Origin of the sequence: Nostoc sp., assembly GCF_036917155.1 — a bacterium.
Lineage (GTDB): Bacteria > Cyanobacteriota > Cyanobacteriia > Cyanobacteriales > Nostocaceae > Nostoc.
Window position 1 is genome coordinate 19,636 of record NZ_JBALDZ010000141.1, and the last position, 15,395, is coordinate 35,030.

The 15,395-nt window shown below is 42.8% G+C and carries 10 protein-coding genes and 1 pseudogene; 4 read left to right on the plus strand and 7 right to left on the minus strand.

Features of this window, described 5'->3' with window-relative positions; translation table 11 throughout:
• Positions 1–76: 76 nt before the first annotated feature.
• Both V7K67_RS19330 and V7K67_RS19335 read right to left on the minus strand, forming a co-directional pair.
• Positions 77–2,953, minus strand: coding sequence for a tetratricopeptide repeat protein (locus V7K67_RS19330; protein WP_334733166.1), 2,877 nt, complete (start codon positions 2,951–2,953; stop codon positions 77–79).
• Positions 2,954–3,266: 313 nt separating this feature from the next.
• Positions 3,267–4,613 carry an ATP-binding protein gene (locus V7K67_RS19335; RefSeq protein ID WP_335167952.1) on the minus strand — a complete coding sequence of 449 codons (1,347 nt, stop codon included), beginning with the start codon at positions 4,611–4,613 and terminating at the stop codon, positions 3,267–3,269.
• A gap of 217 nt (positions 4,614–4,830) precedes the next feature.
• Here V7K67_RS19335 and V7K67_RS19340 point away from each other — a divergent pair, with 217 nt between their 5' ends.
• A complete protein-coding gene (locus V7K67_RS19340; RefSeq protein WP_335167955.1) occupies positions 4,831–5,448 on the plus strand; it encodes a hypothetical protein in 618 nt (205 codons plus the stop codon).
• A 96-nt stretch (positions 5,449–5,544) separates the two neighbouring features.
• Here the strand turns inward: V7K67_RS19340 and recN are convergent, their stop codons facing one another.
• Both recN and V7K67_RS19350 read right to left on the minus strand, forming a co-directional pair.
• Positions 5,545–7,293 (minus strand): DNA repair protein RecN, encoded by a 1,749-nt coding sequence (recN, locus tag V7K67_RS19345; RefSeq protein WP_334709781.1) that lies wholly within the window; start codon positions 7,291–7,293, stop codon positions 5,545–5,547.
• Between the two features lie 188 nt (positions 7,294–7,481).
• A complete protein-coding gene (locus V7K67_RS19350) occupies positions 7,482–7,628 on the minus strand; it encodes a hypothetical protein (protein ID WP_335167957.1) in 147 nt (48 codons plus the stop codon).
• On the opposite strand from V7K67_RS19350, the gene V7K67_RS19355 reads away from it, so the two are divergent.
• Positions 7,627–9,639: an ABC1 kinase family protein gene (locus V7K67_RS19355; RefSeq protein ID WP_334733162.1), complete on the plus strand. Its 2,013-nt coding sequence runs from the start codon at positions 7,627–7,629 to the stop codon at positions 9,637–9,639. The genes V7K67_RS19350 and V7K67_RS19355 overlap by 2 nt on opposite strands.
• Positions 9,640–9,825: 186 nt before the next feature.
• Here V7K67_RS19355 and cysC read toward each other — a convergent pair whose 3' ends face one another.
• The 3 genes from cysC to V7K67_RS19370 all read right to left on the minus strand — a co-directional run bounded on the left by cysC (position 9,826) and on the right by V7K67_RS19370 (position 14,288).
• A complete protein-coding gene (gene cysC, locus V7K67_RS19360) occupies positions 9,826–10,368 on the minus strand; it encodes an adenylyl-sulfate kinase (RefSeq protein ID WP_334733161.1) in 543 nt (180 codons plus the stop codon).
• Between the two features lie 315 nt (positions 10,369–10,683).
• The gene (locus V7K67_RS19365) at positions 10,684–11,118 is read right to left on the minus strand and encodes a hypothetical protein (protein WP_334733169.1); all 435 of its coding nucleotides are present in this window, start codon (positions 11,116–11,118) and stop codon (positions 10,684–10,686) included.
• A 188-nt stretch (positions 11,119–11,306) separates the two neighbouring features.
• Entirely contained in the window at positions 11,307–14,288 is a 2,982-nt protein-coding gene (locus V7K67_RS19370) for a valine--tRNA ligase (RefSeq protein WP_334733160.1), read from the minus strand.
• 60 nt (positions 14,289–14,348) lie between these two features.
• Between V7K67_RS19370 and V7K67_RS19375 the strand changes: the two genes are divergently transcribed.
• Both V7K67_RS19375 and V7K67_RS19380 read left to right on the plus strand, forming a co-directional pair.
• Positions 14,349–14,771, plus strand: coding sequence for a GxxExxY protein (locus V7K67_RS19375; RefSeq protein WP_334709763.1), 423 nt, complete (start codon positions 14,349–14,351; stop codon positions 14,769–14,771).
• Positions 14,772–14,817: 46 nt separating this feature from the next.
• Positions 14,818–15,303, plus strand: a pseudogene (locus tag V7K67_RS19380) (MFS transporter); the annotation flags it as partial.
• Between the last annotated feature and the right edge of the window lie 92 nt (positions 15,304–15,395).

Genomic DNA, 15,395 nt, shown 5'->3' on the forward strand with positions numbered 1-15,395 from the left:
CATCCCCGGTCTCAAGCACAGAATATGGTGCTACGCACCTGTTCTTCCGGGGTTTTCGGCATCCGCCTTATAAGCATCATCGTATCCCAAAGCTCGTAGAGGGCGCTAATTTACTTAACCAATCAATAACTGATGCCGATGCATCTTTAGAATGTCGTAATCCTCGGAGAATAAACTGTATTCGGTCTGCTTGCGGTAGGCTCATCAAATTTAAGGTAATTTGATTCCATCTTATGAGTTTTTCTTCATCACTGGTTTCAATTTCCCTTAATACCCAAAACTCCATCATTGAGGAAGTAAATTGGTAATCAGTTGTTCCTAGTTGTATAGTACGCTTAATTAAGCCCATCTCTTCTAAATTGGTGAGTTTACGCTCATTTTGACTGAGAATTAATTCCATATCTATAAATTCGTACTGTCGTTTTTGAAGACGACTTTGTAACCTAGATATAGCGATAAAAATTAACAAGCTTTCTTCTGCTTCATCACAAGATAACCACCAATCTTGAAATATGTGGTCATTAGCTTTGATAAACTCTCCTGCAAAGTTTTCAATAGTTAGATTCTGACCACTACGCCAAAAATCGTAAATTAAATAGCAAGCATTTTGGAGTAGGACTGGATATCCTCCAGATACTTCTTGAATTACTTGCCTTAGCTGTGTTGTTAGCTTCAACTCAGTAGGCATACGATTAAGTAATTCACTTACCTCTTGCTCATTGAATTGTCGTAGCTGCTGGAACCAATAGTGATTATACCAGGGTGAATAGTTAGGATTGGGACGTGGTCCAAGCTCATTTAGGCGTTTTTTAGAAGTGGCAATAATTGAAAAATTATCTCTTTCTTTACTATGAACAGCAAGATTGCGAAACTGAGATAGGAAGCTTTGCATGTCATCCTCAGTATAGTTTGCTGTAGGATAGAGAGCAGTATCAAAATCATCTAACAACAACAAAAGAAACTTTCCTTGTTCTCCAATTTTTCCTATGATCAAGCGAATATAATCGTTTTTTACTACAGATAGTGAATGTAAAATTTGCTCAATATCTTTCTGCAAAGGCTCATTTTCACTAACCTCATTTTGGATAAGGCTGAAGATTTCTTTCCAAAAAGCATCAGGGGTAAAAGGTACAATATCAGCACAATTAAGAGTCACAATAATTGCTTGCTTGCGGTCAAGTCCATTTTCCCGCCAAACTTCAGGAGAAGCTAAAAATTGTAGCAACGAAGATTTTCCTATACCTGTATTGCCCCAAATAGCAAGTTGAGAGCGATTGGAAATTTGATCAAATGCTATTCCAATGGCAAACTTTCGCCCAACAAAAAATTCTGGTGGAACGGGAGCGCCAACAAAAAAAGGATTTCGTAATGTTTGTAAACTTGCCCTAATTTGTTCTTGTTGTTGTTCTAATTGAGCTTCTACTTCCGAGAGTCGCTGCTGTGTCCGCTTATTTTCTGGTTCTAGTTCTATAGCTGTTAAAAATTGGGTTTTTGCTTGTACAAAATTGCCTGTTTGCATGAAATCGCGCCCATTACCCAACAGAGATTTCACAAACGCTTCCCTGTAACGCAAACTGAGGTTATCTACTTTGCAAATTCTGGTATAAAGCTCAACGGCTTGGTTAAATTGCTCGTCTTCTAAACAAGCAGATGCCATCCCTAATAAAGCTTGAAAGTGGTTAGGATTAATTTGTAAGACTTGCTCATACAATGCGATCGCTTCAATCACATCCCCTTGTTCCTGTAACTCCTTTGCTTGTTGATATAAAGGAAAAACTTCTGGATGTAGCCGATCTAATTCCAAAATTTCTGTACGTAGAGAGTGCCTTCTAATAAACCAGTGACGCACTAATTCCACTATAATTGCATGAGAATATGGGCGATCGTGCGATAATTCAGAAAGCTCTCTTTCTTGAATAAACCCGCCTGTTTTCAGAGTTTCCAATGCCTCATATAGCTCATTGGTCAAAACCACACCGTTATCTGTTAGCAGTTTCCAAGGATCGGGGTGGGAACGTTCTTGCATTTCGGCGATGGCTGCAAACACTACCCTCTCAGCAATTGGTAATCCTTGGCGAAACCATGCTAAACCATTGTCTGCTCTTTCTATCGCTTCATTAATATTCTTTTTGACATCTTCTTCAGTAATTTTTTGCCAGTCTTGTACTCGATCTTCTTGTTTATCTCTGGCTTTCTCAAACAGAACACTACATAGCACTTGAATAAAATAGGGGTGTCCGGCGCAGAGTTGCCAAATTGCTCCAATGGCTGACGGCTGATATTCTAAAATACCTTCAGCTGGTTTGGTAATTAGCTGTCTGGTATGAGTTTCATCTAGTAAACTAACTTCCTTGCGCGGTGCTTGGCGAAACAAGCTGACTAGGATTTTCACATCGTCCAACCGTCGTCCAACAACTGGGATCAGACAAAATCTTGCTGGCTGGTTGGTAATCATTGATTGGAGATGGCGAAAAAAGTCCTCAGTAGTTGTTTGGTCGGTGCGATCCCCGATGGTATCAAATTCGTCTAATAATAGAACTGGTTTGCGATCGCCTAAAACTTGGTAAAGCTGGATAAAAAAACCAACACTAAAGACTCTGGGATCTGATTCTAGTGCGTCTTTCGTTGGGATTTTCACTTGGTCTTCAGATAGATTCAGGCGTCTGACAATTCCCGTTGCCAGATGGTGTAAGATATCCGCCAGTGAACCATGACTTTGACCCTCCAATGAAAGGGGAATGAAAACAAATTGCCTCAGATGGCTCAAAAAGTTCGGAATTTGAGCCAATAAAGAAGATTTACCTATCCGTCGCTGACCATGCAGCAGAATTACAGATGTGCCCTGGAGTAAATGATCTTCAATGAACCTAAACAGATCATCTCGCCCAAAAAACTTTTCCTTGTTGTTGATTGGGGTACCAGTAATATAAGGATTAATTAGACCTAGTGCCATAGAGACTACCTGTTGACTCCTAGTTTTTAGAGTTTAACTTACTCAGTGCTAAGTAAGTCGGTGATAAAAATTCCATGTATATGAAGAAATATAAATTAGCTGTCGGGTGTGTTATGCCTGATAGCAACGCACCTGAGATTGTTGACGGTGCGGCGCTTGGCGACAACACACCCGACATTAAAATTCCTTAACATAGCTGGAAATATTAGCACCGACTTACTTAAGTCCTGAATCCTGAGTTACGAGTAAGAAATCATATCTTACTTAGCACTCAAAACTCGGAACTAGGCACTGTCTAAATACTCAGCACTCTTCAGGCATTCCCTAAAAATCCTTTAAAAAAAGTGCCTCCCAATTTCCCAACCCATCCAGCCACCGATTGAGCTGTATCTTTATACTGCCACACCTGTTTCATAATGGTTTTCGTCTGCTTAATCTGCTTACTACTAAGGTTGAGAAAAAGTAGCTCACGATCTGCTAATTCTGGTTCATTTTGGCTGTTTTCTAATTCTTTCACGACCCACCATTCCATAATGGATGATGCAAACTCATAGACTTGTTTTTCGTCATCATCGCAGCGACGGAGAATACCTCGTTCTTCCAGTTGGCGCAATTCTCTGTCTTTTTGACTGAGGATAATATCTACCTCATCTAACGTGTACTGACGTTTGCGATTTACACGTCCCTCTAAACGCGATAGGGCAATAAATTTTAGCAGACTTTTTTCGTCATCAGTTGACTGATTCCAAGCCCCAGAAAAGTATTGCCTATTTGCTCTTTCAAATTCTATAGCGAAATCTAACACTGTTTCGATATCTCGATCTCGCCAAGCTCTATAGAGTATAGAACCAGCATTTTGAACCAGTGCCGGATTTCCTCCTGAAACTTCTTGTATTCCTGCTTGGAAATTTAATATCCACTGAATAGAATGTTTCTCAGACAATTCTTGAAACCACTGCAATACTTCTTGATTCTTTAAAGACTTGAGGTAGCGTTGGAGATAGTGATTATGCCAGGGGGAAGTTCCTGATTTAAGATTAGGCCCCATGTCGGAGAGTCGTTTTAAGCAAGTAACAATCACTGAAAGATATTCTTTTTCTTGACCATCATTTGCTAGAGTCCGAAATTGGCTCAAAAATGAGCGCATTTCATCTTCAGTGTAGGAAATATTTTCATACAGAGCAGCATCAAAATCATCCAACAATAGCAGCAAAAATTTATTGCTTTTACCAATCTCGGCTAATAAAAAACGTAGCTCGTTGACACTATAGGTTCCTTGCAATAAAATTTGAGCGATCGCAGACTGCAATACTACACGATCTTTTGCCTCCTTTTTCAGGGAATTCAGTACCGTCTCCCAAAAACCAATCGCAGTAAAAGGCTGAATTTGGAAGCAATTGAGAAAGATAATCAATACCTCCGATGGATCGAATCCTTCCTTTGTCCAAATTTCTGGTGAGGAGATATATCGCAGCAATGAAGATTTACCCATACCATTACTACCTTGAATTGCCATACATGTTCGATTTGGAATCACATCCAAAAATGCAGCGTTAATATACGATCGCCTGCTCACAAACTTATCTGGGGAAACTGCACCGCCAACATAAAATGGATTGATCTGAGGCTGATGAGGGATTGGATCGTTTTCTGTATTCATGGTAGGTACTTTGAATAGTGGGCAATAAGTCACGTGGTATTCTCTTGCAGATTTACCACAAATGCTTGAGATTGTCTAAAAGTACTGATTATAATGGTAGATATAAGCCTTATTTGTAAGCCACAATATTAAATACCAAGATCGTTCTTATAGGTGAGCATTATGAGCAATAACCTTTCATTAGACGCTGTAGAAGGTTTTAACTTAGGAGACTTCGATGAATAAAGAGTCGCCTTTTGTAGAAACGAACGGATTGCTCTTGTATAAAGAAGAATGCAAAACTCCAGAATTTTTAAACTCATCCTTTTGCATACATCTATTTGGTGAACTAGTTGTCGTGGATCACTATGTACTGTTGTTTCCTGATTCCGAAACTCTCACAGACTACGCTAAAACTCTGGTCAACTATGATGCCAAAATCACAGAAGGGCCAGGAAAATGGCCTGATGATTTTTGTCCAGAGGAAAACCTATTGCCCGAAGATGCTAGTATGTACTTTCTCTCAGCCTTAATGCCGTCAGGCATGATTTTGGTACTGCTTGCGCCGAACGCGCCAGATGAACAGATCGCTGGCTTATTCCAGCAGCAAGGTTTTAATACTGTCCATCATGTTGCCATTATTGTTGATGATATTTATGTAGCAGCAGAGGTGTGGCAGAACAAGGGCTTTATTCCTCTATCTATGACTCCTCAAGAAGATGCCTCTTTGTGCCAATGGTTTTTCCGCAACTGGGCAGGCCAAATTATAGAGCTAATCTGCCGCAAATGGACGGGTAAAGAAACTTTTTCCTGCGAGAATATCGCTGGTTTACGCCTTTCAGAATTGGCAGCGTGAAGGGGGCAGGGGGCAGGAGGTAAACTCCATACATAAATTTAGTTGCTCTGAAACCCTTGATTGCTGGGGAATCCCTCTGCTCCCCTGGTTCTTCGCTCAAGTATGCTCTCCACGACGGTGGTTAGCAGCTTGCAATAACAGAGATTCGGCAAAAGCGATCGCGTCACTTGCAGATTTACCACCAGCTAACTGTGCTAGTTCTTCCCGGCGAGTGGTTAAATTATCCAAAGTAGTAACTCTGACAACGGTACGCTGTTCAGCATTGATATTGTTGGCTTTTTTACCCTTGCCTTGATTAATAGTTTGCTTATCTACGCGGAAATGCCGATCCGCCATTGCCGCAACTAAGGGCTGGTGGGTAACACATAATACTTGGTTGCGCTGACTTAGTTGGTGTAATTTTTCTGCGATCGCTTGGGCTACCCTTCCCGAAACCCCAACATCAATTTCATCAAAAACCATTGTCCCAGCCACATCAACTTGAGAAAAACAAGCTTTCAGCGCCAGTAAAAAGCGACTCATTTCCCCACCAGAGGCAATTTCCGTTAAAGGTTGTAGTGGTTCTCCAGGGTTGGAACTAAATGTAAAGGTAATTTTATCTGCTCCCATCGCAGTTGGGGCAGCTGGTAATATTTCAACCAGAAACTTCACCTTTTCCATCGCTAGGGGCTTGAGTTCAGCTATCAAACGTGATTCTAAATTAGCAGCCGCTTTACTCCGCAATTGAGTTAACTGATTACTTGCTTGGGTGAGTTTTTCAAAACACGCCTTTTCTTGCTGTTCCAAGTTTTCGATAGATTGTTCGCTGTCGTTAAGTTGGGCTAATTCTCCTTGGATACGTTGGTAATATGCGATCGCTTCTGTCAGTGTTGGCCCATATTTGCGACAAATTTGCTTTAATTCCTGAATCCGTTCTTCCACCTCTTCCAACCGCTGCGGATCGGCTTCCAATCCGTCCCCATAAGCATTAATCTGCCTTCCCACTTCCATTACCGCAGCTTGTGCGTCTCGCACCAATTCCAACAGGTGTTGTAGTTGGGTATCATATTCCACCATGTCATTTAATATCGCCTCACTGTCTCCCAATAAATCTCCAGCGGCGGGAGTTTCATGGTCGTTTTGATACAAAGCCTGATAAACCTTGTAACTCATTTGTTGCAAATCGACGACATGATTCAGGCGTTCCCGTTCTTGTCCCAACTGTTCCAATTCATTAGGTTCACTGAGATTAGCTGCTCCCAATTCTTGCACTTGATAAGCGAGCAAATCTAGCTGTTGCAACCTTTCCCGTTCTGATATCCGGCGTTTTTCTAGGGCTAAATGTGCCTGTTGGTAAGTACTAAAGCTTGTAGCGACTTTATGACGCTGCTGCATTAGAGAGTCGCCGCCATATAAATCTAACCAGTCCCGGACTTGGGCAGATTGTCCCACTTGTACAGTTTGACCTTGGGCTGTGATTTCCACCAAGCGATCGCGCATTCCTCCCATAATCTGCCGATTTACCAACACACCATTCACCCGCGATCGACTGCGGATATTACTAGTAGTGGCTGTGATTTCTCGGCTAATAACTACGGAATTTTCATCAAGCAAATCTATTTCTTGTTCAGTCAACCAAGCCGCTAGGGGGGCGTTTGAGGTGAAAGTCGCTTCTACCATCGCCCGACTTGTCCCCGTGCGAATGACTCGACTAGAGACTTTACCGCCTAAAGCGGCATCAATGGCATCCAAGATAATCGATTTTCCAGCGCCGGTTTCACCTGTTAACACATTTAGTCCCGCGCCAAATTCCAATTCCAGTTGGTCAATTAGGGCAAAGTTTTCAATTCGTAGGCAGAGCAACATCAAGCCAAATTCTCCATGAGGGCAGATGCCGGATAATTCCAATTTACAGGACAATAAGTATAATCTTTCAGCAACTAGCAATACCTACTACTATTGAACTAGTATGCCTGTTTAAGTGTAACAAACTAGTGGGGATTGGAGACTGGGGATTGGGGACTGGGGACTGGGGACTGGGGGCTAGAAAAAAATTAGTTGAACCTTAATCCCCAATCCCAATCCCAATCCCAATCCCAATCCCAAATCCCCAATCCCCAATCCCCAATCCCCAATCCCCAATCCCCCAACATATTGTTACAATACTTAATGTGATCGTCCTGACTGGTGGCCTTTTTCATGATTGTTAAGACACTTCCCCCTAGTTCCCGACCGATTCAGGAGGACAGTCACAACGGCACAAATCGCCGGGGTGAACTGGACATTATTGATATAGTGCCAGAAAAAAATGGTAGACAAAGCTTGGTTGTGCCGCAGGTACACTCGTCACAGACATCGCCAAGACTCTTAGCCGCCCAAAAGGTTAAGACAACAGCCGAACCTGAGACGCTTTACGATCCCGTGACCATAGCGGCGCATTACCAAAACAGACCGTTGCAAGTTGTACAGCGAATTTTTGCTGTGTTGGGGCCGACTCTATCCTTTGCTTTTGGGTTGTGGTCGGATAGTAAACGGGGAATTGTTGTCAAAAATGACCGCCGCCGAGCCACTCAGCTGCGAGTATTGCTGACCCAATTGGGGCCTGCTTACATCAAAATTGGGCAAGCTTTGTCCACCAGACCGGATCTAGTTCCTCCCGTCTTCTTAGAAGAATTAACTAAGCTACAAGACCAATTACCACCCTTTCCCAACGAAATTGCTTACCAGTTTATTAAAGAAGAATTAGGCGCACCTCCAGAAGATGTTTACGCCGAACTCTCAGCCCAGCCAATTGCTGCGGCTTCCTTGGGTCAAGTCTATAAAGGTAAGCTCAAAACTGGTGAAGAAGTCGCCGTTAAAATCCAACGCCCCGACTTAAGAGAGCGAATCACCATTGACTTGTATATCTTGCGTAACCTCGCTGCTTGGGTGCAGAAAAAGGTCAAACGGGTAAGAAGTGACTTAGTTGGGATTCTCGATGAATTAGGCGATCGCATTTTTGAAGAGATGGACTACATCCACGAAGGCGAAAATGCTGAACGATTCTTCGAGCTATACGGTCATATAAAAGACATATATGTACCAAAAATTTACTGGGAATATACCAATCGTCGCGTCTTGACGATGGAATGGATTAACGGTACAAAATTAACCCAGACAGCAGAAATTAGTGCCCAAGGCATAAATGCTCGTTATCTAATTGAAGTGGGAGTGCAGTGTTCTCTGCGTCAGTTGTTAGAACACGGATTTTTCCACGCCGATCCCCACCCTGGTAATTTGTTAGCAACACCAGATGGTAAGCTAGCTTATCTCGACTTTGGGATGATGAGCGAGATTAAGCCACCACAGCGTTATGGTTTAATTGAAGCGATCGTCCACGTCGTCAACCGCGACTTTGAAGGATTAGCAAAAGACTACGTTAAATTAGATTTTTTATCACCAGAAACCGATTTAACACCAATTATCCCAGCTTTTGCGAGAGTCTTTGCTGATGCCGAAGGGGCGAGTGTTGCCGATCTTAATATTAAAAGCATCACCGATGAACTATCGGCTTTGATGTACGAGTATCCTTTCCGCGTACCACCCTACTACGCCTTAATTATTCGTTCCCTCGTGACGCTGGAAGGCATTGCAATATTCATAGATCCTAACTTTAAAGTCCTCAGCGAAGCTTATCCCTACGTTTCTAAACGCCTTTTAACAGATCCAGCACCGCAATTAAGAGCATCATTGCAAGATTTACTCTTTAAAGATGGCAGATTTCGCTGGAACCGCTTAGAAAACTTGTTAAAAAATGCGCGTAACAGTCAAGACTACGACTTTAACTTAGTGCTGAATCAGGGGATAGAATTTCTGTCATCTGAACGCGGCGCTTTCATTCGTGACAAACTAGTAGATGAATCTGTTAACGGACTCGATGCTTTAAGTAAAAATGTTTTGCATAACTTTACCTCCCTGTTGCGGGAACGGGTAGGATTAACAGCGGTTAATGAAACTCCAGCGGCGACAGTTGAGCAACAACAAACCTTAGAGCATATCAAACGTATATTGGGTATTCTCCGAGAAACACAAGGCTTTGATCCAATTCAACTAGCGTCCCAAATTGCCCAGTTATTGGTAAATTCAGATGTACAACGTTTAGGTCAACAAATTGCCAACCGCTTCACGCAAAAGGCTGTAGCTAGATTAATTCGGCAACTATTGGCATCGTAATGAAGAGTGCTGAGTTCCGAGTGGTGAGTGCTGAGATGAAAGACCGCCCACAAGGGGCGGAGCTTTTACCATAGTGCAAAAGTACTGAGTATTCAATCTTCTTTACTCAGCACTCAGCACTCAGCACTCAGTAGTGAGTGGGGTAAAAGTTATGAGTTAAAAACTTTCTTTAACTCATAAATCATTTCATTTAGCAACTACATAACCCAACTCTTGCAGCTTTTCTAAGACCTTAGTTGCACTTTCAGCAACACTTTCTTGGTTAGTTTGGCATTCGACTTCAGGATGGAGCGGTATTTCATAAGGATCATCAATACCAGTGAAGTGCTTAATTTCCCCAGTTCTTGCTTTTTTATATAACCCTTTTACGTCTCGCTGTTCACAAACCTCTAATGATGCATTGACGTAAACTTCAACGAAAGATGGAATACTTTGGCGCACTTCTCCCCGAATTTCGCGGTACGGTGAAATTGCTGAAACCAATACAATTACATTATTTCTGGTAAGAAGGTGAGCTACAAAGCCAATGCGCCGAATATTCTCCTCTCTATCCTCTTTACTGAAACCCAACCCCTTGCATAGGTTTTGACGTACCGCATCGCCATCCAGAACTTCAATTCTGTATCCCTGTATCCGCAATTCCTGCTCCACAAACTTACAGATAGTAGTTTTACCTGCACCACTCAAACCAGTGAACCATACCGTCACACCACAATCTTGTTGTATCATCTTACCGAATTTTTCTCACCGACTTATTTATACTTCAAATAGCACACCCAAAAAAGCTTTTTTAGGTAATTTTTCAGATCAAATAGCAATTTAATTTTTATAATCTTTTTTTAGCAGTAATTTCAGGCGTTGGTTTGACTTTTAAAAATTACCAGTAATATGAGTCACATCTGCGGAATGTGGGCCAAAAGGTCAATTGACATTTGGGAACCAGCCTTAACTTGACACCAATGTCATGTTGCCCACCCCACAAGAGTTATATAAATTTTAGATATGCAAACTAGATATGGTTTAGCTTAATACAACTGCAAACTTTTAACTTTCCTCTTGGGTATAACCATTTTTCTCGCGTTTGAGGCTTTCTTCTAAAGCTTGAATTTGTTCACGACGAGCTTCCAATTCCAAGGAACGCCGCGCTAAGTCTTGGTTTTGCAACGTCAGGGATTGTCGCCAATGTTCTGCTCGCTCGGCTTCGTGCTGCAAAAATTCTGGGGTAATACCGATGGTGAGGTAGTTTTGGACGAGATGGAGTACCCAGTTTGTAGCGTCTTCTATTCTTTCAATATCACCTGTAGAGGAAAGTTCTACTAAAACAAGCACGTTTTCACTCATAATCTTTCCCTTCCCCAGCAGAATGAAAGCCTCTTCGGGAATTATCGCCCACAAGTTATCAGCTTCTTGACGCGCCAACAAGCGTAACTGGTGCTGGTCTAAAAAATCGTTTTTACGCACCTGGGCTAGATATAGCATGAGGTCGCTTCGCTCCAATTCAAAATTCAAAATTAATAAAAAATTTAATAAAAAATAAGTGCCAGAATTTATATTTGGATTTTGTTAATTGGTAATGGGTAATTGGAAATTAATAACTCTTCATATTACCCATTACAGTTATCCTAAGTCATGCAGGCGATCGCTAAGACAACCCCTTGAGGCGATGCCTACGGCAACGCCTTCAGGCGTACACGCAAAATTTCAGCTTGCTTCTCTGCTTCTACTAAAGCTTCCCGCGCTCCCTGTACCACGTCGGCTCTAGCTCTATCTACAAAGCTAGGATTATTTAATCTGGTACTCAGGGATTGAACTTCGGCTTCAGCTTTGCTCAAGCTTTTCTCTAGTTTCGCACGCACAGCTTCAATATCCACTACGCCGCTCAGAGGAATTAGCACTTGTATTGTACCAATCACACCTGCAATAGCATTTTCTGGTTCTTGTGGTTGTTCTAATTCTCTCTGCGGGAAAAATCGGCTCCATAATCTAAGTCTCGCTTGAGCAGTTAGTATATTTTGGCTAACAAACCACGCTGTGTAACCAAAACCAACTATTTCAAAGAAAGTTCCGACGATGGGAATGTTATCAATGGCATACCCCGCAGCTAAACCCAATCTACCAAAGACAATGGCCACAATAATTAAGCCAATTGTCTTCAAACCCCTCTGAGGTTTTTTCGCAACAGTTTGGTTTTCTTGCTTGTCAGTAATGGTTAAAGTCTCAACTTTCGCCAAATCTTTAATATAATCCTGTCCAGCAGTGAGAATTTCCCGCTCTTTCTCACTTTCAGTTTGCAAATTCGCTGTCACTTTTACCCCTGGCTTAATATCCGCTTCCGCACGCAAATTCCGAATTGTGCGGATAGTAGCAATCAGCAATTCAAACTGTTCTTCTAAGGCTATATCAATCAAGTCTGCATCCACCTGGGGATAGATTTGTAATGGTAAAGTTTGGGTTGAATCTGCTGGTTGTTGGGTGAGAGTTTGCCAAATTTCTTCGGTAATATGAGGCATGAAGGGATGAAGCAGTTTCAAAATCCCTTCTAGCACGTAGGCGAGGGTTTGCTCTGCTACCCGCCTTGATGCAGCATCTGCACCTGTTTGCAGCCTAGATTTCACCAGTTCAATATACTGATCGCAGAAATCACCCCAAATAAACTCGTAGAGTCCTTTTGCAGCTTCTCCTAAACCGTAATTATCGATGTAATTAGTGGTTTGTTTGACAACTTGATGATAGCGCGAGAGAATCCAGCGATCGCTCAATTCTGTGGCTACTGGGTTCCCCAATTGTTGCGGTGTCTGTCCATCCAAATTCATCATTACAAACCGGGCAGCATTCCACAACTTATTTGCAAAGTTGCGAGATGCCTCCACCGATGCTGATTCATCCTTTTTGCGATCGTATTCTAAGCGGATATCTTGACCAGCGCCAGCCACTTCTCTAATTAGGGTATACCGCAGGGCATCTGTACCATATTTGTCAATTAATAACAACGGGTCAATACCATTACCTTTAGTCTTAGACATCTTCTGACCTTTTTCATCCAGCACCAAACCGTGGATGTAAACTGTTTGGAAAGGCATTTGCCCCGTAAAATGCCCAGCCATCATGGTCATTCTGGCTACCCAGAAAAAGATGATGTCAAAGCCTGTCACCAAAGTAGTAGTCGGGTAGTAAGTTGCTAAATCCTGAGTTTGTTCTGGCCAGCCTAAAGTTGAAAACGGCCAGAGTCCAGAAGAAAACCAAGTATCTAGCACATCTGGGTCTTGTTCTAGATTGACATTTTCACCAAATTGTGATTTGGCTTTTTCCCAAGCTTCAGTTTCCGATTTCGCCACCACAAAGGGCGTGTTATCGGTAATTTGCCCACCCGTTTCACTGACAGCGTACCAAGCCGGAATTTGGTGTCCCCACCATAATTGGCGAGAGATACACCAATCAGTGAGTTTTACTAGCCAATCACGATAGACCTTAGTCCAGCGTTGGGGGACAAATTCTGGAGAAGTTTGTTGGTCGAGGAATTCGAGAGTGTTGTCAGCTAGGGGGCGAATTTTGACAAACCACTGAGTTGAGAGGAGAGGTTCAATAGGTACTTTACCGCGATCGCTGTAGGGAACGGTATGCTTATAATCTTCAATCTTCACCAAAAAGCCATCTGCTTCTAGGCGAGAAACCACATTTTTTCTAGCAACAAAGCGGTCTTGTCCTTGAAACTCCCCAGCATTGGCGTTGAGAGTGCCATCTTTATTCATAATGTTGATTAACGGCAGGTTGTGACGCTTACCCATGTCAAAATCGTTCGGGTCATGGGCGGGAGTCACCTTCACACAACCTGTGCCGAAAGTGGGGTCAACAAATTCATCGCCAATAATGGGAATTTCTCGTTGTAGAATAGGCAGAGTTAAAGTTTTACCGATGAGATGTTTGTAGCGATCGTCATTGGGATTAACTGCTACAGCTGTATCGCCCAGCATCGTTTCTGGTCGAGTTGTCGCTACCTCCACATAACCAGAACCATCGGTAAGGGGATAGCGGAAATGCCAGAGATTTCCATTCACCTCTTGATTTTCCACCTCCACGTCAGACACAGCCGACTGAGAAGCTGGACACCAGTTAACTAAATATTCACCACGATAAATTAAGCCTTCCTCGTAGAGACGAGTAAACGCCTCGACAACAGCTTTAGATAAACCCTCATCGAGGGTAAACCTTTCCCGTGACCAGTCCACCGAGACACCTAAGCGTCGTAGCTGATTCAGAATCGTTCCTTCAGACTCCGCCTTCCATTGCCAAGCGCGTTCTAGGAACTTCTCGCGCCCCAACTCGTAACGAGTCTTACCCTCTGTCTTGAGTTGATTTTCCAGCATAGTATGCACAGCAATGCTGGCATGGTCAGTTCCGGGTAGCCATAGGGTATTGCGTCCCTGCATCCGGTGGTAGCGCACGAGGGTATCAATTAAGGCACTTTCAAAGGCGTGACCTATATGTAAGTTACCGGTGACATTCGGTGGGGGAATGACGATGCAGTAGGGTTCGCCGCCTTTGTTGGGGTCAGCTTTGTAAACTTGGTTTTCTTCCCAGAATTTTTGCCACTTGGCTTCGGTGGAAAAGGGGTCGTAGAGACTGGGGAGATTGGGAATGGTTGCGGTCATGCGGGAAAACTAAGGAAGGACTCTAATAAATTTTGCCACAGGGTTGGAGAGAGGGTTTATATGGAAACGAACCGCAGAGGCGCAGAGAACGCGGAGGGAAGAGAGGTAGGAGAGGAAATGAATCGGCTTACGGGCGCGGTTATTGGGGTGGCGATTGAGGTGCATAGGGTGTTGGGGCCTGGGTTTTTGGAGGATGTGTATAAGGAAGCGCTAATTATAGAATTTTTCAGGTGTGGGATACCTCATGTAGTTGAGAAGGGGGTAACAGTAAATTACAAAGGACATGAAGTAGGCAAGGGTAGATTAGATTTTCTGGTTGCCAATTGTTTAATTGTGGAATTGAAAGCTGTCCAAAATTTAGCCCCAATCCACGAAGCTCAAGTCCTCTCATACCTTAAAATGACTAATTACCCCTTAGCCCTCCTCATTAACTTTAACGTCCCTCTCCTCAAAGACGGCATCAAACGCATCATCCTCTCTTAATCTCTCTCTGCGCCCTCTGCGCCTCTGCGGTTCGTCCCCCAAACCCATGAAACACCAAACAACCTCCCCTTGGACTTTCATCCCCACCCTATATTTCACCTCCGGCATACCTTACATCATCATCAACACAGTTTCCGTAATCTTTTACAAAAAACTCGGCATAGATAACACTCAAATTGCCCTTTGGACAAGCTTTCTCTATCTACCTTGGGTCATCAAAATGTTTTGGGGCCCAATTGTTGATATTTACTCTAGCAAACGTCAATGGATACTTTATACCCAATTTGCCATGTTCTGCTGCTTGGGTTTAATAGCCTTCTCCTTACAACTGCCAAATTTCTTTTTCATTTCCCTCGCAGCATTAACAATAGGAGCATTTATTTCTGCAACTTATGACATTGCCACAGATGGCTTCTACCTCCTCGCCTTATCTCCAGAACAACAAGCCTTTTTTGTCGGCATTCGCTCACTATTTTATCGAATGGCTGTCATTTTTGGTTCTGGAATATTAGTAGTCTTAGCAGGTCAACTGTAATCGTTCATGGGGGTAAATTATTGCTGAAATCGGGCAAAATCTAATGTGTGAAGAAGTTACAGCAATTAAACACACAAGCAGATCCATCT

Coding starts and splice junctions, on each gene's coding strand:
- V7K67_RS19330 (WP_334733166.1), bottom strand. CDS start 2,953: ATGGCACTAGGTCTAATTAATCCTTATATTACTGGTACCCCAATCAAC.
- V7K67_RS19335 (WP_335167952.1), bottom strand. CDS start 4,613: ATGAATACAGAAAACGATCCAATCCCTCATCAGCCTCAGATCAATCCA.
- V7K67_RS19340 (WP_335167955.1), top strand. CDS start 4,831: ATGAATAAAGAGTCGCCTTTTGTAGAAACGAACGGATTGCTCTTGTAT.
- recN (WP_334709781.1), bottom strand. CDS start 7,293: ATGTTGCTCTGCCTACGAATTGAAAACTTTGCCCTAATTGACCAACTG.
- V7K67_RS19355 (WP_334733162.1), top strand. CDS start 7,627: ATGATTGTTAAGACACTTCCCCCTAGTTCCCGACCGATTCAGGAGGAC.
- V7K67_RS19350 (WP_335167957.1), bottom strand. CDS start 7,628: ATGAAAAAGGCCACCAGTCAGGACGATCACATTAAGTATTGTAACAAT.
- cysC (WP_334733161.1), bottom strand. CDS start 10,368: ATGATACAACAAGATTGTGGTGTGACGGTATGGTTCACTGGTTTGAGT.
- V7K67_RS19365 (WP_334733169.1), bottom strand. CDS start 11,118: ATGCTATATCTAGCCCAGGTGCGTAAAAACGATTTTTTAGACCAGCAC.
- V7K67_RS19370 (WP_334733160.1), bottom strand. CDS start 14,288: ATGACCGCAACCATTCCCAATCTCCCCAGTCTCTACGACCCCTTTTCC.
- V7K67_RS19375 (WP_334709763.1), top strand. CDS start 14,349: ATGGAAACGAACCGCAGAGGCGCAGAGAACGCGGAGGGAAGAGAGGTA.